The 23572-nt window shown below is 68.6% G+C and carries 19 protein-coding genes; 5 read left to right on the forward strand and 14 right to left on the reverse strand.

Annotation, left to right across the window (positions count from 1 at the left end):
* Positions 1 to 192 precede the first annotated feature (192 nt).
* The 3 genes from AC1DYI_RS01095 (at position 193) to AC1DYI_RS01105 (ending at position 2310) form a co-directional block, all read left to right on the forward strand.
* Positions 193 to 969, forward strand: coding sequence for a DUF899 domain-containing protein (locus AC1DYI_RS01095; protein WP_477202229.1), 777 nt, complete (start codon positions 193 to 195; stop codon positions 967 to 969).
* A 61-nt stretch (positions 970 to 1030) separates the two neighbouring features.
* The gene (locus AC1DYI_RS01100) at positions 1031 to 1603 is read left to right on the forward strand and encodes a hypothetical protein (protein ID WP_477202230.1); all 573 of its coding nucleotides are present in this window, start codon (positions 1031 to 1033) and stop codon (positions 1601 to 1603) included.
* Positions 1604 to 1686: 83 nt separating this feature from the next.
* Positions 1687 to 2310: a hypothetical protein gene (locus AC1DYI_RS01105; protein ID WP_477202231.1), complete on the forward strand. Its 624-nt coding sequence runs from the start codon at positions 1687 to 1689 to the stop codon at positions 2308 to 2310.
* 34 nt (positions 2311 to 2344) lie between these two features.
* On the opposite strand, the gene pgmB is transcribed toward AC1DYI_RS01105, so the two are convergent.
* The 8 genes from pgmB to AC1DYI_RS01145 form a co-directional block, all read right to left on the reverse strand.
* Positions 2345 to 3031 (reverse strand): beta-phosphoglucomutase, encoded by a 687-nt coding sequence (pgmB, locus tag AC1DYI_RS01110; protein WP_477202232.1) that lies wholly within the window; start codon positions 3029 to 3031, stop codon positions 2345 to 2347.
* Positions 2977 to 5433, reverse strand: a complete 2457-nt coding sequence (locus AC1DYI_RS01115) for a glycoside hydrolase family 65 protein (RefSeq protein WP_477202233.1) — start codon at positions 5431 to 5433, stop codon at positions 2977 to 2979. Before AC1DYI_RS01115 ends, pgmB begins: the two co-directional genes overlap by 55 nt.
* A 26-nt stretch (positions 5434 to 5459) precedes the next feature.
* Positions 5460 to 6617: an ABC transporter ATP-binding protein gene (locus AC1DYI_RS01120; RefSeq protein ID WP_477202234.1), complete on the reverse strand. Its 1158-nt coding sequence runs from the start codon at positions 6615 to 6617 to the stop codon at positions 5460 to 5462.
* A gap of 10 nt (positions 6618 to 6627) precedes the next feature.
* A complete protein-coding gene (locus AC1DYI_RS01125) occupies positions 6628 to 7467 on the reverse strand; it encodes a carbohydrate ABC transporter permease (protein ID WP_477202235.1) in 840 nt (279 codons plus the stop codon).
* Positions 7464 to 8417, reverse strand: coding sequence for a carbohydrate ABC transporter permease (locus tag AC1DYI_RS01130; protein WP_477202236.1), 954 nt, complete (start codon positions 8415 to 8417; stop codon positions 7464 to 7466). The genes AC1DYI_RS01125 and AC1DYI_RS01130 overlap by 4 nt, the downstream gene beginning before the upstream one ends.
* Positions 8408 to 9682, reverse strand: coding sequence for an ABC transporter substrate-binding protein (locus AC1DYI_RS01135; RefSeq protein ID WP_477202237.1), 1275 nt, complete (start codon positions 9680 to 9682; stop codon positions 8408 to 8410). Before AC1DYI_RS01135 ends, AC1DYI_RS01130 begins: the two co-directional genes overlap by 10 nt.
* A 103-nt stretch (positions 9683 to 9785) precedes the next feature.
* Entirely contained in the window at positions 9786 to 12428 is a 2643-nt protein-coding gene (locus AC1DYI_RS01140) for an ATP-binding protein (RefSeq protein WP_477202238.1), read from the reverse strand.
* Positions 12425 to 13183: a response regulator gene (locus tag AC1DYI_RS01145; protein WP_477202239.1), complete on the reverse strand. Its 759-nt coding sequence runs from the start codon at positions 13181 to 13183 to the stop codon at positions 12425 to 12427. Before AC1DYI_RS01145 ends, AC1DYI_RS01140 begins: the two co-directional genes overlap by 4 nt.
* A gap of 474 nt (positions 13184 to 13657) precedes the next feature.
* Here AC1DYI_RS01145 and AC1DYI_RS01150 point away from each other — a divergent pair, with 474 nt between their 5' ends.
* Positions 13658 to 14716 carry a hypothetical protein gene (locus AC1DYI_RS01150; RefSeq protein WP_477202240.1) on the forward strand — a complete coding sequence of 353 codons (1059 nt, stop codon included), beginning with the start codon at positions 13658 to 13660 and terminating at the stop codon, positions 14714 to 14716.
* 67 nt (positions 14717 to 14783) lie between these two features.
* Here the strand turns inward: AC1DYI_RS01150 and AC1DYI_RS01155 are convergent, their stop codons facing one another.
* Positions 14784 to 15299, reverse strand: coding sequence for a molybdopterin-dependent oxidoreductase (locus AC1DYI_RS01155; protein ID WP_477202241.1), 516 nt, complete (start codon positions 15297 to 15299; stop codon positions 14784 to 14786).
* Between the two features lie 45 nt (positions 15300 to 15344).
* Entirely contained in the window at positions 15345 to 15884 is a 540-nt protein-coding gene (thpR, locus tag AC1DYI_RS01160; RefSeq protein ID WP_477202242.1) for an RNA 2',3'-cyclic phosphodiesterase, read from the reverse strand.
* Between the two features lie 229 nt (positions 15885 to 16113).
* Between thpR and AC1DYI_RS01165 the strand changes: the two genes are divergently transcribed.
* Entirely contained in the window at positions 16114 to 18096 is a 1983-nt protein-coding gene (locus AC1DYI_RS01165; protein WP_477202243.1) for an OPT family oligopeptide transporter, read from the forward strand.
* A 65-nt stretch (positions 18097 to 18161) separates the two neighbouring features.
* Here AC1DYI_RS01165 and AC1DYI_RS01170 read toward each other — a convergent pair whose 3' ends face one another.
* The 4 genes from AC1DYI_RS01170 to AC1DYI_RS01185 all read right to left on the reverse strand — a co-directional run bounded on the left by AC1DYI_RS01170 (position 18162) and on the right by AC1DYI_RS01185 (position 23564).
* Entirely contained in the window at positions 18162 to 18725 is a 564-nt protein-coding gene (locus tag AC1DYI_RS01170) for a hypothetical protein (protein WP_477202244.1), read from the reverse strand.
* 220 nt (positions 18726 to 18945) lie between these two features.
* The gene (locus AC1DYI_RS01175) at positions 18946 to 20592 is read right to left on the reverse strand and encodes a GGDEF domain-containing protein (protein ID WP_477202245.1); all 1647 of its coding nucleotides are present in this window, start codon (positions 20590 to 20592) and stop codon (positions 18946 to 18948) included.
* Positions 20593 to 20676: 84 nt separating this feature from the next.
* Positions 20677 to 21384 (reverse strand): glutathione S-transferase N-terminal domain-containing protein, encoded by a 708-nt coding sequence (locus tag AC1DYI_RS01180; RefSeq protein ID WP_477202246.1) that lies wholly within the window; start codon positions 21382 to 21384, stop codon positions 20677 to 20679.
* Between the two features lie 146 nt (positions 21385 to 21530).
* On the reverse strand, positions 21531 to 23564 hold the full coding sequence (locus AC1DYI_RS01185) for an acetoacetate--CoA ligase (RefSeq protein ID WP_477202247.1): 2034 nt from the start codon (positions 23562 to 23564) through the stop codon (positions 21531 to 21533).
* Positions 23565 to 23572 lie beyond the last annotated feature (8 nt).

Consider the following 23572-nt stretch of genomic DNA (forward strand, 5'->3'; position numbering starts at 1 on the left):
GCCGCCGGGTCCTAAGTCCGGCCTCACACCCGCCGAGCACACCTGCTGCATCGGGCTGAAACGCCCGAGGCCGGCTGTCGCTCGCCCCTGCCATCACTCACCGGATTCGGTTTCCGACCGAAGACCCGCGCCTGCCCCACGGTGGGCGCCTCGACTCACCTGACCCCTTTTCTCGCAGCCAAGGAGCATCACATGAACACCGCCCACACCGACCTGACCCACCACCCCGTCGTCACGCCCGACCGCTGGCTCGAACAACGCCGCGCGCTGCTGGCCCGCGAAAAGGAGCTGACCCACCTGCGCGACCAGATCGCCAGCGAGCGCCGCGCACTGCCCTGGGTGCGCATCGACAAGCCCTATGTGTTCGACGCGCCCGAGGGCCGCCGCTCGCTGGCCGAGCTGTTCGACGGCCGCCGCCAGCTGGTGGTGCAGCACTTCATGTTTGCGCCGGGCTGGGAGGCTGGCTGCAAGAGCTGCTCGTTCATGGCCGACCACGTCGACGGTGCGAAGCTGCACCTGGCGCAACGCGACGTGACGTTCGTCGCCGTCTCGCGGGCACCGCTGGCCGACATCGAGCGTTTTCGCCAGCGCATGGGCTGGCAGTTCCCATGGGTTTCGTCGAACGGCACCGACTTCAACCACGACTTCGGCGTCAGCTTCACGGCCGAAGAGCGGGCCAAGGGCGAAGTCTTCTACAACTTTGGCTGGCAGCCCTTCCCGCTCGAAGAGGCGCCCGGCGTCAGTGCGTTCTACCGCGGCGACGACGGCAGCGTGTTCCACACCTACTCGACCTACGGCCGCGGCGTCGAGCTGATGATGGGCACCTACGATTTCCTCGACATCGCCCCAAAGGGGCGCGACGAGGACGGCCTGGGCTACACGATGGAGTGGGTTCGCCACCACGACCGCTACGAGTCGACGGTGGTCGAGAAGACTCCGACGGCCTCGTGCTGCGCGGCGCGCGGCTGAGCGGTCCTCTGCGTCGACGCACTGGCGTGGCGACATGGAAAGCGTTTGGCCGTGGCTCGCCGTGGCAGCGGTCGGCGCGCTGCACGGGCTGAACCCCGCCGGCGGTTGGCTGCTGGCCGCCGCATGGGGCGTGCAGGCACACGATCGCAGGTTCGCGTGGCGAGCACTGATGCCGATTGCGCTGGGTCACGTCGTGTCGGTAGGGCTCGTGGCCGGTGCGGTGGCCCTCGGCGCGCAACTTGATCGCACGTGGCTGCAGGTGCTGGCGGGCGCGTTGCTGGTGGGCGTCGGATGGCGGCACCTGGCCGGACGAGGCCGCGCGCGGCCCCGGCTGCCGACGGGCCATCTCGGCCTGACGCTGTGGTCGTTCATCGTGTCCACCGGCCACGGCGCCGGGCTGATGCTGGTGCCGGCGCTGATCCCACTTTGCGCCTCTGGCTTGCCGGGCCGGCAGGCCACGGGCTCACTGGCCGTGGCGGTTGCCGCGGTCGGTGTCCACAGTGCGGCGATGCTGCTGGTCAGCGGCTTCGTGGCGACCGTGGCCTGCCGGGCGGTTGACTCAGCCGCCGCCGGGGCAAGTCGATTGAGCGCGAGCAGGCGACGGAAACGGGCGCCGACAGTAGGATCAAGCTGAAGGGGCGCAACGGAACACGTCGCCAGAGCTGCCATCAAGTGTGAAAAGCATGCAAGTCATAACGCGTCCAGGGTTGGGTGCCCATGAAGCTTGAGGCCGCCGTTGAGGTCTGTCAGGCTCAAGAGAAGGGCCAGGACCGTGCGGCGTCTTTTCGCTATGGCGGGGGCACGCTTTATGTGTTGGCGGATGGTGCCGGTGGCACAGGCAGCGGGGGGCAGGCCGCGGACCTTGCTCTAGAGGTTGCATGCGCGTTCTCAAAGGGTGAGTTCGGGACGCTGGCAACTGCCTTGCTCGAACTCGATCGCAAGGTCTCGGCATTGGGCGGGCGAACGACGGTCGTCATCGTGACGGTTGTTGCCGGTTTGATCAGGGGGATCATCGCGGGCGACTCTGTGGCTTGGCTCGTCGACCGCGGCACGGTCAGAGACCTCTCCATGGGCCAAGGCCGCAGGCCCATGGTGGGAGACGGCGCAGTGGGCGTCGAGTTTGGCCCCATTGAACTGACGGGCACGCTTTTGCTGGCAAGCGATGGACTCACAAACTATGTGAGCGCCGCCCGCATCCGTGAATTGCTGGCAGCTTCGTCACTGCAAGGCTGCGCCGCGGCGTTGATCGAGTCAGCGCGCTTGAAGAACGGATCGTTGCAGGACGACGTTGCGGTCGTCGTCGCCAGGGCAGTCGATGCTGACCATGAGCAGGCACCTTAGATGACTGCTCAGCCGTGCCCAGCCATTGCCCTTTCTACTGAATCACGAGCGTTGGCGAAATTCCGTTGCGCGTAGCGTCCAAGTCCAACGCCCGCAAATCGACGATCACCTCGTCCGCTCTCTTGAGCACGCCAGCCGTTCCCACGCCGATCGCATACATCCCCGCCGCCTTGATCGCATCGATGCCAGCCTGCGCGTCTTCGACGCCGATGCACTCGACCGGCGGCACGCCCAGCGCAGCGGCGGCGCGCAGGAAGATCTCGGGGTCGGGTTTGCTGCAGCGCAGGGTTCGTGCGTCGACGACGTGGTCGAAGCGGTCGGTGATGCCCAGGCGCTGCAGCACGGTCGGTGCGTTGTGGCTGACCGAGGCCAGCGCGATGCGCAGCCCCGCTGCTCGGCAGGTGGCGAGGGCTTCGGCCGCGCCCGGCAGCAGGTCACCGGGGCCGAGACCACCGAGCAGCCGCTGGTAGTGCGCGTTCTTGCGCGTGGCCAACGCGATGCGCTCGGTCTCGTTCCAGCGGYGCGTCGGGTCCTGCGCGAGGATCAGCGCCAGCGAGCCCATTCGGTCGACGCCCTTCAAACGCTCGTTGAACGCTTCGTCGAACGGCAGCCCGAGTGATTCGGCCAGCGCGCGCCAGGCCAGGAAGTGCAGGTGCGCGGTGTCGGTCAGGACGCCGTCGAGATCGAAGATGACGGCGCGGCAGGGGTCGGGGGGGGGCATGGGGTGTCGGTCGCTGGGGAGATGAAAGAGTTGGACGCGGCCCATGGCAGACGCACGCTGGGTGCTTCGGCACACAGGGTCACGCCCAGGCCGTGGTGCCACAGCGTGATTTCGGCGCCGTCGGTCAGGCGGTACTCGGCGGCGTCGGGGTGCACCGTGACCTCCAGTCGCGCGCCTTGCCAGTGCAGGCGGAATCGGAAGTGCGTCCACGCGGCCGGCAGGCAGGGCGCGAAGTGCAGCCGCCCGTCGAACAGTCGCAGGCCACCAAAGCCTTGCGCCAGGCCGAGCCAGGCGCCAGCCAGCGCTGCGGTGTGCACGCCGTGCTGGGTGTTGCCATGGGTGTTGTCCAGGTCGGTGCGAGCACCGCGCATGAAGTAGTCGAACGCGGTGTCGATGCGGCCGATCTCGGCCGCGACGATGCCGTAGACACAGGCCGACAGCGACGAGTCGTGCGTGGTCAGCGGCTCGTAGTAGTCGAAATCGCGGCATTTCTGCTCGAAGGTGAACTGCTCGCCGCGCAGCAGCAGCGCCAGCACCACGTCGGCCTGCTTGCAGACCTGGTGGCGGTAGATCACCAGCGGGTGGTAGTGCAACAGAAGTGGTCGGTTATTTCCGCTGACCGCGTTGCCGTTCGAAAACGGCCAGCGCGGCTTGTGCAGGAAACCGTCGTCTTGCGGGTGCACACCGGTGGCGGCATCGACCGGCAGGTACATCTGTGTGGCAGCAGCGCGCCAACGCGCAGGCTCGTCGGCGCCCAGGCCGATCACCGCGGCGATGCGCGCGTGCTCCACCGGATGCTCGGCGGCCAGCCAGCCGGCCAGCTCGGCGGCGTAGGCCAGGTGTTGCTGCGCCATCGCGTTGGTGTAGAAGTTGTTGTCCACCATCGCGGTGTATTCGTCGGGTCCGGTCACCTCGTGGATGCAGAAGGCGCCGCCGCGGCGCGGGTCGTGGTGGCCCAGGTCGAGCCAGATGCGCGCGGTGTCGAGCACCAGCTCGGCGCCCATCGCCGTCATGAAGGCCGTGTCGCCGGTGGCCTGGGCGTATTGCTTGACTGCGTGCGCGATGTCGGCGTTGATGTGGGCCTGCGCGGTGCCGGCCGGGAAGTAGGCTGAGCTTTCGGTACCGCCGGTGATCGTGCGCCACGGGAACAGCGCGCCCTTGGCATGCGCCATCTCGCGGGCGCGTTGGCGCGCCGCCGGCAGCGCACGCCAGCGGTACTCGAGTAGCGCGCGGGCGATCACCGGTGCCGTCCACAGCATCACTGGCAGCACGTAGATCTCGGTGTCCCAAAAGCTGTGGCCTTCGTAGCCTTCACCGGTCAAGCCTTTGGCCGCAATGTTGGTCGCGCCGTCGCGGCCGGCCGCTTGCAGCAGGTGGAACAGGCCGAAGCGCAGCGACTGCTGCACCCGATCGTCGCCGCCGACCTCGACATCGGCGTGCTGCCAGTAGTCGGCAAGCCACGCCGCCTGCTCTTCGCACAGCGTGTCGAAGCCCGCGCGGCGCGCGTTGGCCAGTTGCGCCAGCGCGAGCTCGGCCAAGGCCTCTTGCTCGGCCTGCGGGCCGTGCAGGTAGCAGCCGAACTTGGTCAGCGTCACGCTCTGGCCCAGCCGCAGCTCACCGGAGACCTGGTGCGACAAGCGCTCGCCGGCGCGCGGCATGTCGGGCCGCGCGTCGAAGCCTTCGGGACTGTCGACGACATGGTCGAGTGCACTGACCAGCGCCAGCCCGCTGTGCTCGGTGCGCTGCATCAGCAGCATCGTGCTGCCGGCCTGGCGGCTGGCCTGCCACAGCAGCGGCGACGGGCGCGCGGCGCCGACGCGCGGGTCATTCGCTGCGCCGACGTTGGGGGTGCAGGCGTCGAGCGTCGACAACAGCCGCACGGGGCCGCCGGCGTCGAGCGCGGTCACGTGGTAACGCACCGCGTAGATGTCTGGCCGGGTGAAGCTGACGATGCGCTCGCTGGTGATCGCGACCACGCGGCCGCGCGGCGAGCGCCACTGCACATGGCGCGTCAGCACGCCACGGCGAAAGTCGAGCCGGCGCTCGTAGGCCACGACCTGGCCCTGCGTCAGGTCGACGCACTCGTCGCCCAGCGTCAGCTCGATTGCCTTGCCGTTCGGCAGCTTGAGCTGGAACTCGTTGTGCCGCGCCAGGCCGAACGCGTCTTCCGGGTAATGGATCGGTTCACGCTCGTACAGCCCGTTGAGGAAGTTGCCGTCTTGCGATGTGCTGCGGCCCGGCGGCAGCGGCTCGTCGTGCGCGCCGCGCAGGCCGATGCGGCCGTTGCCGAGCGCGAACAGCGTCTCGGCCAGCGCCACCCGCTGCGGGTCGAACGAGGTTTCTGTCAGGCCCCAGGGTTCGGGGGCACACAGCGGCGCAAGGGCAGGGTCGGCGGCGTTCATCGCGGTACGGCGTTGGGAGAAGAAGATCAGTGCGCGGCGGCGAGCCGCGGTTGCGCGCGGCCGTCCTGGCGGAACAGGTGCAGCGCCTCGGGCGGCAGCGTGTAGGCCAGGCGGTCACCCACTTGCAGGTCGTCGCGCGTGGTCTTCACCAGCAGCGCGGGCTCCGGCGCCAGCGCCCCACCCTTCGGCGTGATGCCGTTGGCCAAGGGCCCGTCGTGGCCGGCGAGGTAGACGTAGGCGTATTCGCCCAGTTGTTCGACGTGCGAGACGCGGCCACTGCCCGGGCCTTCGCCGAGCCGCACATGCTCGGGGCGGATGCCGATCGTCACGGGCTCGCCCGCGGCCAGCCCAGCGGCGGCCACACGCGCTTCGCATGGTTGCGCGGCGGTGCGCAGCGTCACGCCGCTGTCGGCCAGCGCCTGCACGGTGGCGGGCAGGAAGTTCATGCCCGGCGAACCGATGAAGCCGGCAACGAAGCTGTTGGCCGGGTGGTGGTACAGCTCGAGCGGGTGGCCGCACTGCGCGATGCTCGGCAACTCGCCGCGCTCGGCGGCGGGCCGCAGCAGCACGATCTTGTCGGCCAAGGTCATCGCCTCGACCTGGTCGTGCGTCACGTAGACCATGCTGGCCGAGCCGAGCGCGCGGTGCAGCCGCGCCAGCTCGACGCGGGTGCGAACGCGCAGTGCAGCATCGAGGTTAGACAGCGGTTCGTCGAACAGGAACACGCTGGGTTGGCGCACGACGGCGCGGCCGATCGCGACCCGCTGGCGCTGGCCACCGGACAGGTCGCGCGGCTTGCGCTGCAGCAGGTTCTCCATGTCGAGCATGCGCGCCGCTTCGCGCACGCGGCGGTGGATCTCGGCCTCGGCCAGCTTGCGGTAACGCAGGCCGAAGGCCATGTTCTCGTAGGCCGTCATGTGCGGGTACAGCGCGTAGCTCTGGAACACCATCGCCACATCGCGCTCGGCCGGCGGCGTGTGCTCGACGCGCCGGCCGGCGATCGAGATCGCGCCCTCGCTCGGCTCGTCCAGCCCGGCCAGCAGCCGCAGCAATGTCGACTTGCCGCAGCCCGAGGGCCCGACGAAGACGCAGAACTCGCCCGGCTCGATCACCAGGTCGATGTCGCGCAGCACATGCTGGTCGCCGAAGCGCTTTTGCACGCCTCGCAGTTCGATGCGGCTCATGTGGTTCTCCTTAGCCTTTGACGGCACCCTGGGTCAGCCCAGAGACGATGCGGCGCTGGAACACCAGCACCAGCAACAACAACGGCAGCGTGACGATCACCGAAGCGGCCATCAGCGCGCCCCACGGCAGTTCGAACTTGCTCGGTGCGCTGATCAATGCGATCGCCACCGGGATCGTGCGCTGCTCGGTCGACAAGGTGAAGGTCAGCGCGAACAGGAACTCGTTCCACGCGGCGATGAAGGCGAGCAGCCCGGTCGCGACCATCGCCGGTGCCAGCAACGGCGCGAAGATGCGGAAGATCAGCGTCAGCGGGCCGATGCCGTCCATCGCCGCGGCCTCTTCCAGCTCGCGCGGCAGCTGGCGCGTGAAGGTGACCAGCACCCACACGGTGAACGGCAAGGTCAGCATCAGGTCGGCCAGCAGCAGCGCGCCGAGCGAGTCGTACAGGCCAAGCACGCGCACCAGTTCGAACATGCCCGACAGCACCGCGACCTGCGGAAACATCGACGCGGCCAGGATCGTCAGCAGCAGCAGCCCACGACCGCGGAAGTCGACCCGCGCCAGCGCCCATGCGGCCATCAACCCGAGCAGCATCGACAAGCCGACCACACCGATCGCGACCAGCGCTGAGTTCATCAGGTTGTGTGCGAACGGTTGGTCGCGGAACAGCGTCAGGTAGTTGTCGAGCGTCGGTTTGTCTGGCCACAGCTGGGGCGAGAACAAGCCTTCACGTTGCTTGAACGAGCTGGAAACGGCGACCACCAGCGGCGCCAGCGTGACGAACAACAGCAGCGCCGAGGCCAGCGCATAACCGGTGCGACCCAGCCAACGATTCAAGGTACGGCTCATTGCGTCCGCCTTTCATGGCGGCGCATCAGCGCCATCGCGCCGATCGTCAGCAGCGCGATGATGAAGAACAGCGTCGTCGCCGCGGCCGAGCCGTAGCCGACCTGCTGGAAGTCGATCAACTGTTCGCGCACGAAGACCGACATGCTGCGCGTGTCGCGGCTGTTCGAGGTCATCACGTAGATCACGTCGAAGACCCGCAGCGCGTCCAGCATGCGGAAGACAACAGCGACCATCACACCTGGCAGGATCAGCGGCAGCGTGATGCGGCGGAACGTGGCGATGGGCGGCACGCCGTCGACCCGCGCGGCTTCGAGGCAATCGCCCGGCACCATCTGCAGCGAGGCCAGGATCAGCAGCGCCATGAACGGCGTGGTCTTCCACACATCGACCGCGACGACGGTGGCCAGCGACAGCGCCGGATCGGCGGTGAAGGCCAGCGGCGCGCTGATCAGGCCGGCGGCCAGCAGGTAGTGGTTCACGACACCGAACTGATCGTGCAGCATCCAGCTCCACATCTTGGCCGAGACGACCGTCGGCACGGCCCACGGCACCAGCATCGCAGTGCGCAGCAGCAGGCGGATGCGCGACGGCTGGTTGATCAGCAGCGCGATGCCCAGGCCGAGCAGCGTTTCGAGCGTCACCGAGGCGGTCGCGAAGACAAGCGTGTTGCCGACGGCGCTCCACCAATCCGGGTCCCCCCACAGACCGTATTCGCCGATGTAGTTTTCGAGGCCGACGAAGCGGCGCGTCGGCTCGGACAGGCGCGCATCGGTGAAGCTGAGCCAGATCGTGCGCACCAGTGGCCAGCCGGCCACGCCGGCCAGTGTGACGAGCAGCGGCGCCAGCATCCACAGCGCCCAGCGGCGGCGCTGGCGGGCCAGCCCGCGTGGGCGTGGCACAGCGGCTGCCGCGGCTTCGGCCGCAGTGCGCGAGCGCAGCTTCAGTTCCATCGCCCACCGCGGCTGGCGCGCTTCAGGTTGCTTTCGAGCTTGACCAGCGCTTCGTCGGGCTTGGCGCTGCCGGCCAGCACGTCGTGCGTGGCATTCCAGAACTCGTTGCTGACCTTGTTGTACTGCGAGCCGGTGGCGGCGGTTGGCCGCGCGACGGCGCTGGTGAATGCGCCGACCAGGTCGCCCATGAACGGGTTGGCCTTCAGCACCTCGGCGTCTTCGTAAAGCGCCGGCCGCGTCGGGTTGAACGAGCCGGTCAGTGCGCGCTCCTTCTGCACCGCGGCGCTGGTCATGTACAGCACCAGCTCGGTCGCCAGCGCCGCGTTGCGCGAGTACTTCGACACCGCCAGCGATTCGCCGCCCAGCGTGGCCGCGGGCTTGCCGCCCGGGCCGGCCGGCAGCGGCGAGACGCCGATCTTGCCTTTGATCGTGCTGCCATCGGACTGCGCCAGCGACCAGGCGTACGGCCAGTTGCGCATGAAGACCGCGTTGCCGGCCTGGAACACGCCGCGCGATTCTTCTTCGGCGTAGTTCAGCACGGCGGTCGGCGAGATGGTGCCGACCCAGCCGGCGGCGGTCTTCAGCGCGTCGGCCAGTTTCGGGTTGCGTGCGCTGATGCGGCCGTCGCTTTCGACGATGCTGCCGCCGCCATGGCTGACCGACCATTCGAGCGCGTTGCAGGTCAGGCCTTCGTACGCGCGGCCCTGCCAGACGTAGCCCCACATCCTGTCGTTGCCGGCGGCGCGCTCGGCGTCTTGAATGCGGCGCGCGCTGGTGGTCAGCTCGGTCCAGGTCGTCGGCACCGCGAGCTTGTGCTTGTCGAGCAGGTCCTTGCGATAGAACAGCAGCCCGGCGTTGACGAACCATGGCATCGCGACCAGGCGGCCACCGAYCGTGTTGTTGGCGACGAAGGCCGGGAAGTGCTGGCCTTCGGCACCGCGGCTGGCGGGCTTCAGGTCCTGCAGGTGGCTGGCCAAAAGGCCGGGCCAGACGACGTCGATCTGGAACACGTCGATCTTGTCGGAGCCAGCACCCAGCACCTGCTGGTACAGCGCGAGTCGCTCGCTGGCGTCGTTCGGCGTCGCGACGACCTGCACCTGGTTCCCGGTCTGCTTGGCCCAAGCCTCGGCCGAGCGTTTGCATAGCTCCAGCTCCTGGCCGACCGAGCCGCACGAGATCTTGATCGATGCGGCATGGCCGGTCGCGCCGGCGGTGGCCAGCGCGAGGGCGATGCCGGTTCGAATCCAGTGGCCCGATGTGCGCATGGGGGAGGTCTCCTTGTGTCGTCGTTCGTTCGAAGCGCGCGGCAAGGAATGCTCCCGGCCTTTGCACTGGTCGCCATCTCACCCGGCCGGGATGAACGGCCGATTACGAATGTTGACCAACCGATGAAACACGCGGGGCGCTGGGTGGCGCCTCGTCGGCCGGCACATCACCCAGCGCCTGGCGCAGCGCTGGCGCGGCAAACGGTTTCTGCAGGAACGGCACGCCGGCAGGCCAGCCCTGGCTCGACGTGGCAGACAGCTCCGGCGGCAGGCCGGACATCAGCACGACTCGCAGCCCGTCTTGTTTCGCGGCCACTGCCTGAGCCAGCGCGAGACCGCTCAGGCCCGCGCCGAGGCAGATGTCCGACAGCAACACGGTGGCCCACGGACCGGCGTCGAGCAGCGCCTCGGCCTCGGCCACGTTGCCGGCGCCGCGCACTTCGGCGCCAGCGGCTTCGAGCTCTTCGGTCAGCGTCTGGCGCAGCGCGACGTCGTCGTCGACGAGCAGCACGCGGTGGCCGCGCAGGTCGGCCTGGCCGCCTACGGCGCTGTCTCCCGCGTCGGGGGTCTCGATCGGGCGCGGGGCGGCCGGGAAACGCAGCGTCACGCAGGTGCCGGCGCCGGGTTGGCTGTTCAGCGTGATGTCGCCCCCGCTTTGTTTGACGAAGCCGTAGACGATCGACAGGCCGAGCCCGCTGCCGACACCGGCTGGTTTGGTGGTGAAGAAGGGCTCGAAGACCTTGCGTGTCGTCGCCTCGCTCATGCCGACGCCGGTGTCGAGCACGCTCAGCTCAATGCCGTCACGGCCGTCGTCCAGCGTGGCGCTGCGGCTGCGCACCGTCAGCGTGCCGCCGCCAGGCATCGCCGCGGCGCTGTTCATCACCAGGTTCAGCAGCGCGTTCTCCAGCTGGCCGCGGTCGACCCGCACGCCGCGCGCCTGCGCGCCCAGGTCCAGCTGCACGACGGTCGCGTCACCGGCGCTGTACTCGACCAGGTCGCGCATCTCCTCGACCATCTCGTCCACAGGCACCCACTCGGCCTGCAGCGGCTGGCGGCGAGCGAAAGCCAGCAGGCGCCGCACCAGCCCGGCCGCCGAACGCGCGGCGCGCTGCACGCGCGACCACTGCGCATGMGCGCGCGGCGAGCCGGCGAGTTCGCTTTCCAGCAGCGCCAACGTGCCCAGCATCGTGCCGAGGTAGTTGTTGAAATCGTGCGCGACGCCACCCGTCAGCTGGCCCAGCACTTCCAGCTTTTGCGCCTGGTGCAGCTGGCTTTCGATCGCGCGGCGGGTGGTCTGGTCGGTCGCCAGCGTCACGCTGCCGCCGCTGGCCATCGTGCGGGTACGCAACTCCAGCAGCGTGCCGTTGGGCAGCTGCAGTTCCAGGTGGTCGTGTTTGGCCAGTGTGGCCGGGTCGGTGCCGGCCAGTGGCTGCGGTGTGCCGGCCGGGGTGGTGCGCCAGGTCGTGTCAACCGGCAACGCGGCAAACAGGGCGGGTGCAGAGACGCCGGCTGTCACGGTGATGCCGTGCGGCGCCAGCAGATTGGCGAAGCGCCGGTTCCACAGCAGCAGGTGCTGGGCAGGGTCGAATACCGCCAGGCCGTCGGTCAGGCTTTCGTGCACCGCGTCCAGCAGCGCGCGCTGCTCGCGCAGCTCGGCCACCAGGCGCTGGCGGGCCAGCACGTGTTCACGAAAGACCTCGAAGCTGCGGGCCAGCGCGCCCAGTTCGTCGCGCCGCGCAGCGGCCGGCCGGCGCGGCGCGGTGTCGCCCTCGGCCAGCCGGGTCATGCCATCGGTCAACGATTCGATCTCGGCCACCAGCGAGCCGACATAACGCGCGGCGCCGACCGCGATCACCAGGCAGCCGAAGGCCAGGATCAGCATCCAGCCTTCGCCGAAGCGCACCGCGCTGTGCACGCTGCGGCTGCGTTCGGCCGCGCTGCCGCGCAACTGGGCGACGTGGCGGCCGACCTCGGCGTTCAGCTCGTCGGCATTCGCGCGGGTGTCTTCAACCAGGTACTCGGTCGCGCTCTTGAGCGCCACCAGCCGCTGGCGCAGCGCCAGCAGGCCATCGGGCGCGGTCAGCTCGGCCAAGGTGTTGGCCATCGGCGCCGGCAGCTGCGGTAGCGCGCGGCGTTGCTGCGCGGCCAGCAACAGCGCCTCGGCATCAGCCTGGAAACGGCCGACTTCGGCCGGATTGGGCGCCACGCTGCCGAGCACCAGCGTCGACCACAGCGCAGCGACGGCTGGGTCCAGCGGCTGCGGTGCGTCGCGGTGCAGCCGGATGCCGAGTTCGTTCAGGCGCCGCATCGCGGCCGACAGTTGGTCCTGCGTGGCCAGGCTGCGCTGCGTCAGGTCGACCAGGGCGGCCAGGTGGTGCGCGACGCCGTCGCGCAGGTGCGGCAGCGCTTCGCCCAGCGCCGGGGTCGGGCGCAGCCGCTCGGCCTGGGCTTGCACCTGCTCCAGCAGCGCCTGGGCCTCGTCGCGGGTCGCGGCCAGTTCCTCCGGCGAGGCCGAATCGCTCATCCGCCGCGCCAGTGCGGCCAGCCGGGTGGTGTGCTGGGCCAGCTCCAGCGCCAGCGAGATATTGGGCAGCAGCTCGTCCTCGACTCCGACCAGCGCCTGCTGCGTGCTGCGCATGCCGTACCAGCCGACGACAGCCAGCCCGATGGCGGCGACGAGCAGCACGCCAAAGGCCGCCAGCAGGCGCGTGCGCACCCGCTGCAGCGACCATTTGGAGAAACTCACACCTTTTGCACGTCCGCCGCGAAGGCGTAGCCCAGGCCGCGTTCGGTGCAGATGTAGCGCGGGTGCTTCGGGTTCGGCTCGATCTTGCGGCGCAGGCGCAGGATCAGCACGTCGATGGTCCGGTCGAAGACCTCGGTGTCGACGCTGCGGGTGTGCTCCAGCAGCTGGTCGCGTGACCAGACCCGGCGCGGTTGCCGCACGAAGGCTTCGAGCAGCCGGTACTCGGCCTGCGTCAGCGGGCAGGCGCTGCCGTCGACATGGCGCAGGTCGCGCTCGGTGACGTCGAGCAGCCAGTCGCCGAAGCGCAGCTGTTCACCCCGCGGCGTGGCAGGCGGCTTCGGTGCTGCCGGCTCGGTGACGGCGGGCGTGTCGGCCGCAGCAGCGTGGCCGTAGCGCCGCAGCACCGCGCGCACGCGCGCCACCAGCTCGCGTGGGCTGAACGGCTTGATCAGGAAGTCGTCGGCCGCCAGCTCCAGCAGCAGCACGCGGTCGGTCTCGTCACTGCTGCCGCTGATCATGATGATCGGCGCGTCGCTGCGCTGGCGCAGCAGCCGGGCCAGTGTCAGCCCGTCTTCGGCCTGCAAGCGCAGATCGAGCAGCAGCAGGTCGTAGCGCTGCGCGGCCAGCAGGCCGCGGGCCGTGGCGCCGTCGGGCGCGCCATCGGCTTCGAAGCCGGCCTTGCGCAGCACGTCCTGCAGCGAGGCCACCATGTCCGCCTCGTCGTCGACGACGAGGATGCGAGGTCTTGTCTCCACGGTCTCTCCACCGGCTCGTGGGCCGCGTGTGTGATGTCAGCTGTCTTTATCGTGCCGCCAGGCGGYCGGGTCTTCGGTAGTAATACCAAAGCCACCACCGGCAGTGATTTCATTTGCAGATTTCAAATGTTTCAAAGCGAGTGTCGGCCGATGCCGCGCCTGGGACTCGGACGGCTGATCGACGCCTTGCCATTTGACGCCGACCAGGAGTTGGCTTGGCACACGTTTGTCTCGCGCCGAGATCGCCGGGGCCCGTCGGTGCCCGGACGGCGTCACGGATGATGCGCTCAGCGCCATCCCCAGGTTGGAGGCATGTCGGCCCCGGCCATCCATCAAGTTAACTCATAGAGTCAGTGGATTGCCGATCTACGCATCGGCGATGTCGCCGGCATGCGACCCATGCCAATAAGAACCACAGGAAGAAAAATACCTATGAAAACGACTCGACATCTTTCTCGCTTCGCCCTTGCGCCGGTGTTCATCGGCGTGGCGTGCCTGGCCTTGCCAGCCTTGGCGCAGCCCGTTTTCCAATGCGAACGGCTGGACCTCCCGGCAGGCAACACGCCCGGCAGCTGGCCGATGGCCATCAACCGAAGCGGCGCCGTGGTTGGCGCCTTCGGCATGTCCGGCGTCGGAGACTACAGGCCGGGCAAATGGGACCAGACCGGCCAGACGCGACCCATGGCGTACGAGGACGGCGCCATAGGCTTCCATCTCGCCGGCATCAACGACGACGGTTATGCGACCGGCTATAACACCTCGTGGACTGGCTCGCATTGGGATCAGCCCAAAACCGGCTACATCTGGTCGCCCGATGGAATGGCCTCGCGCCTGACCCAGTACGAGAACCAGAACACCGCGGGCAACAGCATCAACAACGCCGGTGTCGTCGCCGGCTGGACCTCTCTCGACAGCAACCCGCTTTTTTACAAGGCGACGCTGTGGAAGGATGGCGCGCAGAAATATCTGCCGCCGTTGCAGGCCGGCAAACGTGCGCAGGCGCAGCAGATCAACGACAAGGACGTGGTGGTCGGCTGGTCCGACCTCACCATCGATGGCACGAAAACGGGGCACGCCGTGAAATGGGTGAACCGCAAGGTGAAGGACCTGGGCACGCTGCCGGGGCACAGCAGTTCGGCTGCGCTGGCGCTCAACACCGATGGTGTGATCGTCGGATACAGCTACGGCGTGGCAAGTCAGCCCGTCGCCTGGGTCAACGGGGTCATCCAGCCCTTGACGGCCGACCAGTCCGAGGGCGAGGCAGTCAGCGTGAACCGACGCGGCGAGATCGTCGGCCGCACGACCCAACTGGGCGCCACCTACTGGCCGCAGGCCGGCGCGGTACCAGTGGCGCTCGATAGCGTCATCGCGGCGGATCACCCCTGCCGTTCGGCCGAAGGTACGGTGATCCCGCTGGACAACGCGTCGGCCATCAACGCGCGCGGCGTGATCGTGGGCTACAGCTACGTCACCACGCCGGAGGGCAATGTCTACATAGCTGGCTTCAGGCTCGTGCCGGTGCCCGCGCAGTAAGCCGGCCACAGAGGTCACCAGTCCGCGGCGGAGCCAGGGTGTCGAGCCCTGGCCTCCGCCGTTCTTGTCACTGCACCTCGATCTTGCACAGCGCATAAACGAACTTCACGCCCGCCGCCGCGGTCTGCAGCTCGGGGTGCTGGTCGCGCGGGTAGGCGATGAACAGCGGGCCATGCTTGGGGTCGGTGATGCGCCGGCCGTCCTGGGTGTGGGCCACCAGCGGGCCGTAGGTGGCCAAGTCGGTCAGCGGGATGATCGCCGCGAAGCCATCGTGCGCGACGGCGCGCAGCTTGGTGGCCGAGGCGTCGACGCCGGCCACGTTCAGCACTTGCTCGATCGTCGGGCCCGTCCATTCGGCCACCGGCGTCCATTCGGAGCCGGTTTTGAGCTTCTTGGTCGGCAGCTTCAGCAGCTCGGCCTCGCCGAAGCGGTAGCTCGCGCTGGCCTTGTCGTTGAAGTTCTTGATCTTGCCGGTCACGGCCAGCATGGCGCCGACCGGGCACTCGGTGCTGTCGGCGGCGTGGGACGCCTGGGTCAGGGCCGTGATGGCCACGAAGGCCGCCGCTGCGTGTCGGATCATCATCTGGGTTCTCCCTGCTGGGCGCCGCCTCAGCGCGGCGCGGCGATTCTAGGCAGTGAAGTGCTGCAGCACGTGGTAGCCGCCGGCCGACTCAGCCAGTACGTAGCCGTTGTCGGCGCGCCAGCACACCGGTGCGGGCGTTTCGCCTTCGCGCAGCTGTGCGCCGCCGGCATGGCGGGCCAGCGTCAGATGGGGCCGGAATGGGCGGGTCTCGACCGGCAGATTCAGGGCTTCCAGGGCTTCAGCCAATGAGGCCTGCAACGCAGCCAGCGCCGGCGGTGTCTCGGCCGGCCGCAGCACCGCGACGCCGTGGTGCCAGCCTTCGAAGCCGTCCAGCACCAGGTCGAAGGGCTGGAACGGCCGCGTCAGGCCTTGCGCCAGCTCGGGCAAGCGGGCGCGCGGCACATTGCCGATGAAATGCAGCGTCAGGTGCCACTGGGTTGGCGGCGTCAGCCGCGCGCCGGTGGGCCAGCGCAGCGCGGTCTGCCAGGCCTGAATCGCCTGGCGCGTCGCGGCATCGGGCCACAGTGCGAGGAACAGCCGCGCCGGGTCGGCGGGCGCGGGCGTGGGCTGCGGTGTGGGCGGCATCGGCCCGATTGGACCGCGTCGCGCGCCGGCTGCCAAACACCTCGGCGCCATTGGGGCGCACCAGCCCCTGGAATCCCCCCGGGCCGTCGGTCACCCGGGGCTGACACAATCCGCGCCGGATTTGCCCCCTCACCCGCTTTCGGCCTGGTCGACCCACAAGGCATGACCAGTCACCAGGGGCAGCCCGGCACTGCGCCGGCCCACCCCCTTCCACTGCACGACCGACACCATGGCACTGCAACAACTGACCGAAGAACAGATACGCACCTGGACCCGCCGCGAAAAAGACGAGTGGTGGCTGAAGAACGTCTACCGCGGCGACATGGCCCAGCTGACGTTCCGCTCGGGCCTCGCCGGCTTCCTGCTCGGCGGCGTGCTGGCCGCGACTGCGCTGTACATCGCCGCGAAGACCGGCATCACGATCGGCGTCGGCCTGACCTCGGTGATCCTGGCTTTCGCGATCTTCCGTGCGTTGCACAGCGCCGGTCTGGTGCAGGACATGACGATCCTGGAGAACAACTGCACCCAGTCGATCGCCACCTCGGCCGGCTACACGGTGACGGCGCTCGCCTCCAGCCTCGGCGCCTACATGCTGGTCACCGGCGTGGTCATCCCGTGGTGGCAGATGATGGTCTGGATCGTGCTGATCTCGAGCATCGGCGTGCTGATCGCGTTCCCGATGAAGCGCCGCTTCATCAACGAAGACCAGCTGCCCTTCCCCGAAGGCCGTGCCAGCGGCGTGGTGCTGGACGCGCTGTACCACGGCGCCGCCGGTGCCGGCATGTTCAAGGCCCGCCTGCTGGGCGTGGTGGCACTGGGCACAGCCACTTGGCAGGCCCTGGTCAGTGACGGCTGGATGAAGCTGATCCAGTTCAAGATCCTGCGCATGGACCACTGGGCCGGCATGAAAGAGCCCTGGATGGTCCACGAGCGGCTGGACACCTACTACTACCAGGCCCAGGGCGCGGCGCTGAAGATCCTGGGCACCGACATCCGCGCGCTCGGCCTGCGGCTGACGCTGGACGCGGCGATGCTCGGCGTTGGCGGCCTGATGGGCATCGCGGTGGCCACCAGCTGCCTGCTCGGCGCCTTCGTCAACTTCGTCGTGCTGGCGCCGATCATGATCGAGCGTGGCGACATCGTGCCGCGCGTGCTGGCCAACGGCACGACGGTGGCGATCTCGCGCGCCGAGATCGTCAACCAGTGGTCGCTGTGGTGGGGCGTGGCGATGATGGTCGCCGGCGCGCTGGTCGGCCTGCTGGCCAAGCCTGAGCTGTTCACCTCGGCTTTCAAGTCGCTGCGCGGTACGGGCACCAACAAGGCGCCGGCCACCGGGCCGGACCCGCTGAAGGACATCGAGCTGCCGCTGTGGCTGAGCTGGGTCGGCGTGCCGGTGCTGAGCGTGCTGGGTGCCTACGTCACCCACCTGTTCTTCGGCGTGCCGATGTTCCTGGCGTTGATCTCGCTGCCGCTGATCTTCGTGCTGACGGTGATCTGCACCAACTCGATGGCGCTGACCTCGTGGACGCCGACCGGCGCGCTGTCGAAGATCACCCAGTTCACGATGGGCGCGATCGACAAGACCAACCCGGCCAGCAACCTGTTGCCGGCCGGCATGACCGCAGAGATTGCCTCCAACGCGGCCAACCTGCTCTCCGACATCAAACCCGGCTACATGCTGGGCGGCAAGCCGCGCCACCAGGCGATGGGCCATGTGATCGGGCTGTTCGCCGGCGTGGCCACTTGCGTGCCGCTGTACTTCCTGCTGTTCCTGCCGCCGGACGCGAACGGTGTGCGCTCGACCACCAGCATCATCAGCGAACAGTTCGCGATGCCCGGCGCGCTGCAGTGGAAGGGCGTGGCCGAGATCATCGCCAAGGGGTTCGCAGGCCTGCCGATGTCGGCGTTGATCACGATGGGCTTCGCCGTCGTGGTGGCGATCGCGATCGAGCTGGCGCGCGTGTTCACCAAGGGCCGCTTCCCGCTGTCGGCGGTGTCGGTGGGCCTGGGCGTCGTGCTGCCGCCCGAATCGACCTTCGCGATGTTCGTCGGCGCACTGATCTTCTGGCTGATGGGCCTGCGCCACAAGACACCCGGAACCCGCAAGCATGAGATCTGGGTCGAAGGCGCTGAGCCGATCTGCGCCGGCTTGATCTCCGGTGCGGCGCTGATGGGCATCGGCAATGCGATCCTGAATGTGCTGATCGGCTGACGCGGCCATCGCGCGAATGAAAAAGCGGCGCCTAGGCGCCGCTTTTGTTTGGGCGTGTCGCGCGTTCAGCGGGAGCTGGACTGCTCGATGACGCGACGGCCGTTGCGGTCGATATGCAAGATCGCCTGATGGGGAGCCGTCGATGCGGCGCGCTGGGTCTCGGTCGACGAGAACTTGGCCGTGAACTTCAGGTTGTCCGAATTGCAGGCCTGGCCGGACTTGGGCGGCGTGAGTTCGTCGGCGAACGTGGGCGCGCCGCCGCGGACCATGCCGACGATCTTGTTGTCGCTCTTGAAGTCCAGCGAGGTTTGCAGGTAGATGGTGTTGCTGCGCTCCAGCAGGTCGACATGACCATCCCCGATGGGGATGAAGCCCAGGACGAAGATGCCCCATTCTTCGCTGCTGCCGGTCTTGCGGCAGTTGAAGGTGTAGCCGCTGACGAATCCGCCAACGTAGTACTGGCCGGTCTCGGTGTCGAACGCCACGTCGATCTGCACATCGTGGCCGTCAGCCGTCGTGCCGATGTAGGTGCCGGTCTGCTGAKCTTGCGCCGAGCCTAGGCAGGCCAGGGCCATCCACAAGCCCGTTGCCCAGGTGCGCAGGCCACGCTGACGAGTGTTCGATTTCATAGGTGATCCTCCAAAGTAAGTACGTTGATCGAATGAAGAGTCAGTACTTCTGCCGCGGCAGTTGAACGGCACGCGGCAATTCTTTGTAGCAAACGTCCACCGATTGGCATACCCAACCAAAGGGGGGTATGGCGGGAGGCTGCCGCGTCGCGCGGCGCGCCTGGCGTGTAGTCAGGCCCGGGTGCCGGCCCACGGGCGGCTGCGTCGAGTCCGCCGGGGCTCAGTGTGCGTGCCGGCCCTGCCGCTTGTTCTGGTACATCTGCAGGTCGCTGCGTTCCAGCACGCTGGCCACCGTGTCACCGGCCAGGGCTTCGCAGACGCCGACACTGATCGACACCGCCAGGCCGGGTGCGATCGTGCTCCAGGCGTGCTCGCGCACCGCGCGCTCGATGCGGCTGCAGACCTGGCTCGCCAGCGACGGTTCCGCGTCGTTGAGCACCAGCACGAACTCGTCGCCGGCCAGCCGCGCCGCCAGGTCACACTCGCGCACCATGCCGTCGAGGATGGTCGCCAGCTCCTTCAGCACCGCGTCGCCGATGCCGTGCGAGTAGTTGTCGTTGATCTGCTTGAAGTGGTCGACATCGATCAGCGCGACACACACATGCGGCACGACCGCCGCCTGCAGGCAGTCGGCCAGCCGCAGATCCACCTGGCGCCGGTTCGGCAGACCCGTCAGCGCGTCGTGAAAGGCCATGCGCTCGAAGGTGTTCGAGCGGTGAGACAGGCGCTGCACGCTGGCCTTTTTCTCGCGCAGCTCGAGCCGCCATTCGATCAGCCGTGCGCGCGCCGTCAGGCTCTCGCAGCGCGCCTTCTGCTCGCGGTTGGCCAGGCGGCGCGTCTCGGCCAGTGCGGCCGCGGTGTCGCCTTGCAACTCGTGCAGGTAGATCAGCAGGTGGTGGCTGAGGACCCCGATCGCTTCGTGGCCGAAATGGTCGGCAATGCGCTGCATGTCGCTGGCCCAGTGCAGCGCCGCCGGCACGTCGCCTTGCAGCAGCGCCAGCTCGGCATGGGCGCCGCTGATCGCCGCGCTGATCCAGCGCTGGTTCAGGCGTTCGCGCCAGCCCTCGGTGCGAGCCAGTTCGGCCTGGGCAGCGGCGCGGTCGCCGCGCCAGGTGTGCAGCAGCATGCCGGCCCAGGCATGGGTGACGACGTTGTTCCAGTGGATGACCGGGGTCAGGCTGATGTTGACGCCGGGGTGCGCCCGCAGTTGCCGGTCGCATTCGCGCAGCTGGGCTTCGAGCCTGTCGAGCGGTGGCGCCGGCTGGCCGAGCGCGCGGGCATTGGTGTAGCGCAGGCACTCGGCCGTGGCCTGGTGCAGGTGCAGCTGGAACGGATTGATGGGCGGCGAGCAGGCCGCAGCGATGCGCACGCCGCGTTCGTATGCGGTGATCGCTTCGTCGAAGTTCTTGCCGAAATAGCTCGCGACACCGAGGCTGTGGCAGGCCATCAGCTGGTCCAGCCCGGCCGGCAGCGAGTCGGCCAGCCGCATGCCCAGCCAGCCGCTCTCGACCGCGTCTTCGGGCCGGGCGAGAAAGGCCGCGGCGATGGCCATGCAGCCCTGCGCGGCGCACTCGCCGGGCAGGTCACCCGATTGTTCGAACAGGAAGGCGGCGTGCTGGGCACTGTCGAAGGCGGCGCGGAACTGGCCGGCCACCCGCATGCCGCAGTGCGCCAGGACCAGCAGCGCTTGCGCCTGCACGCACGGCAGGCCCAGCTGTGCGGCGGTGTCGCGCACCTCCTCCGCCAGTGAAAAAGCCAGCGCCGCATTGCCGGCGTCGGCCGCGTCACGGGCATCGGCCAGGGACAACTCGAGCAGATCGACGGACAGCATCACACGCTCGCCAGACCCGCTGCCGGCGATGGGCACGTCAGCGGGTCGACCCAGTGTACGCAGCGCCCCGCCCCCGGGCCAGCAGGGGTTTGTGCGGGGCGTCCGCCGCGGCGAGAACCGTCAGGCGGTGGGCGCCGGCGGGATCAGCAGCCCACGCGCGACCGCCGGCCGCTCGACGAAGGCCTTCAGCACCCGCTGCACGTTGACGAAGTCGGCCATGCCGACCAGTTCACCGGCGCCGTAGAAGCCGCCCAGGTTGCGCACCCAGGGGAAGGTCGAGATGTCGGCGATCGTGTACTGGTCGCCCATGATCCATTCGCGGCCGACCAGGCGCTGCTCCAGCACCGCCAGCAGGCGGCGCGATTCGGCCACGTAGCGGTCGCGCGGGCGCTTGTCTTCGTAGTCCTTGCCGGCGAATTTGTGGAAGAAGCCGACCTGGCCAAACATCGGGCCGATGCCGCTCATCTGGAACATCAGCCACTGCAGCAGCTCATAGCGGCCGGCGGCATCCTTCGGTTGCAGCTGGCCGGTCTTGTCGGCCAGGTACTGCAGGATCGCGCCCGACTCGAACAGTGCCAGCGGCTGCCCCCCCGGGCCGTTCGGGTCGATGATGGCCGGGATCTTGTTGTTCGGGTTGAGCGACAGGAAGGCCGGCGAGAGCTGGTCGTTGGTCTCGAAGCCAACACGGTGCACCTCGTAGGGCAGCCCGGTCTCCTCCAGCATGATCGAGACCTTGACGCCGTTGGGCGTCGGCAGCGAGTACAGCTGCAGGCGGTCGGGGTGGCTGGCAGGCCACTTGCGGGAAATCGGAAAGTCGCTGAGCGTCATCGTCRTGGGTGGCAAGGACCGGAGGCTGCAAAGAGCCGCCGATTCTGGCGATGCGTTGCCCACGGTGTGCTGCCGCGCCGATAGACCGGCCGCCGACTGTGGCCTTGGCGCGCGGCGCCTGCAGAGCGCGCGATTTGGTGCTGGCGTCAGCCGGCTGCCGGCGTGGAACGACGGCGCGCCGCGAAGTCGATGAACCAGTCGACGGCGGCCGCGTTGGCCATCGCGTCGCGGTTCATCACCTTGGCCGGGTCGGCGCCTTGCAACAGCTTCTTGACCGGCAGCTCCATCTTCTTGCCGCTCAAGGTGCGCGGGATTGCCGGCACCGCGAAGATCTCGTTCGGCACGTGGCGCGGTGACAGGGCCTGGCGGATCTCGACCACCAGCCGCTTCTTCAACGTTTCGTCGAGTGGCACGCTTTCGCGCAGCACGACGAACAGTGGCATGTAGCTTTCCTGGCCCAGGTATTCGAGGTCGACGACCAGGCTGTCGAGCACCTCGGGCAGCGCTTCCACTGCACGGTACAGCTCGGCGGTGCCCATGCGCACGCCGTGGCGGTTGATCGTCGCGTCGCTGCGGCCGTAGATGATGGCGCCGGTGGACTGCTCGTGGGGCGTGAGGCGGATCCAGTCGCCGTGGCGCCAGATGCCGGGGTACATGTCGAAGTAGCTGTCGTGCAGGCGCTGGCCGTTCGCATCGCCCCACAGATACAGCGGCATCGACGGCATCGGCGCGGTGCAGACCAGCTCGCCGACCTCGTCGACCAACGACTGGCCACGGCCCGCCGCGTCGGGCTCACCCCACGCTTCTACGGCGGCGCCGAGGCAGCGGCACTGCATCTCGCCAGCCACCAGCGGCAGCGTCGGCAGCCCGGCGATGAAGGCGCCGGCGAAGTCGGTGCCGCCGGAGATGCAGGCGATCCAGATGTCGCGCCCGTCGACCTGGGGCAGTTGCTGCCAGATCCAGCGGTAGCTGTCGTCGGCCAGCGGTGAGCCGGTCGAGCCGACGGCGCGCAACGCGGACAGATCGCCCAGCGCGTGCGGCTGCACGCCGGCCTTCAGGCAACCCGCGTAGAACGCCGCGCCGGCGCCGAAGAAGGTGCAGCGTGACAGCGCCGCGAAGCGCCACAGCGGCGACCAGTCGGCCGTGCCGTCGCACGAGGCCGGCGAGCCGTCGTAAAGGCAGACCGTGGTGCCGCCCAACAGCCCGCCGACCTGGCAGTTCCACATGATCCAGCCGGTCGAGCTGTACCAGAAGAAGCGGTCGCCGGTCTCGACCGATGCGCCGAGGTTGTTGTGCAGCGTGCCGCCCTTCAGCGCTTCGAGCACGATGCCGCCGTGGCCGTGCACGATGGGTTTCGGCAGGCCGGTGGTGCCACTCGAATAGACAATCCACAGGGGGTGGTCGAACGGCAGCCACTCGGGCTCGACGCATTCGGTGCCCTGGGTCAGCGCGGCGAAGTCGTGGCGCCTGACATGGGGCGGCGGTGCCTCGGGCGTCCCACCCAGCACCGCCACGTCGACCACGTGCTTCAGCGTCGGCAACCCGTCGAGCAACTGCGCGACCAGCGCGCGCCGGTCGTGCGCCTGGCCACCGAAGCGGTAGCCGTCGGCAGCGAAGATCAAGGTCGGCTCGATCTGGCGAAAACGGTCCAGCACCGCGACCGGTCCCATGTCCGGCGAGCAGACCGACCAGATGGCGCCGATGCTGGCCACCGCGAGAAACGCGATCACCGTTTCGGGCTGGTTCGACATCAACGCGACGACGCGGTCGCCACGTTGCACACCAAGCCGTTTCAATGCGGCGGCCACGGCACCCACCTGATGGGTCAGCTCTGGCCAGCTCAGCGTGCGCAACTCGCCCGCCACCAACAGCGGCTCATCGGCCCAGACGATGGCTGGGTGGCCGGCGGCATGCGCGGTCGTGCCGTGGCGCAGCGCCTGGCGCGCGTAGTTCAGCTGGGTGCCAGGGAACCACCCCGCGCCTGGCATGCGCTTCTCGATCAGCGTGGCACCAGGCGGCGTCGGCGACTCGATGTCGAAATAGTCCCAGACCGAGCGCCAGAACGCTTCCAAGTCGGTCACGGACCAGCGCCACAGATCCTCATAACGCGTGAACTGCAGGCCACGTGTGTCAGCGAGCCAGCGCTGGTAGGCGGTGATGCGAGGTTCGGGCAAGGTCATCGTCGCCT

This window comes from Ideonella sp. P3_A4 (genome assembly GCF_056403075.1).

Bases quoted from the DNA above. Each gene is read 5' to 3' on its own strand.
- AC1DYI_RS01095 (WP_477202229.1), top strand. From the start codon at position 193: ATGAACACCGCCCACACCGACCTGACCCACCACCCCGTCGTCACGCCC.
- AC1DYI_RS01105 (WP_477202231.1), top strand. From the start codon at position 1,687: ATGAAGCTTGAGGCCGCCGTTGAGGTCTGTCAGGCTCAAGAGAAGGGC.
- AC1DYI_RS01115 (WP_477202233.1), bottom strand. From the start codon at position 5,433: ATGAACGCCGCCGACCCTGCCCTTGCGCCGCTGTGTGCCCCCGAACCC.
- AC1DYI_RS01120 (WP_477202234.1), bottom strand. From the start codon at position 6,617: ATGAGCCGCATCGAACTGCGAGGCGTGCAAAAGCGCTTCGGCGACCAG.
- AC1DYI_RS01125 (WP_477202235.1), bottom strand. From the start codon at position 7,467: ATGAGCCGTACCTTGAATCGTTGGCTGGGTCGCACCGGTTATGCGCTG.
- AC1DYI_RS01130 (WP_477202236.1), bottom strand. From the start codon at position 8,417: ATGGAACTGAAGCTGCGCTCGCGCACTGCGGCCGAAGCCGCGGCAGCC.
- AC1DYI_RS01155 (WP_477202241.1), bottom strand. From the start codon at position 15,299: ATGATGATCCGACACGCAGCGGCGGCCTTCGTGGCCATCACGGCCCTG.
- thpR (WP_477202242.1), bottom strand. From the start codon at position 15,884: ATGCCGCCCACACCGCAGCCCACGCCCGCGCCCGCCGACCCGGCGCGG.
- AC1DYI_RS01165 (WP_477202243.1), top strand. From the start codon at position 16,114: ATGGCACTGCAACAACTGACCGAAGAACAGATACGCACCTGGACCCGC.
- AC1DYI_RS01180 (WP_477202246.1), bottom strand. From the start codon at position 21,384: ATGACGCTCAGCGACTTTCCGATTTCCCGCAAGTGGCCTGCCAGCCAC.
- AC1DYI_RS01185 (WP_477202247.1), bottom strand. From the start codon at position 23,564: ATGACCTTGCCCGAACCTCGCATCACCGCCTACCAGCGCTGGCTCGCT.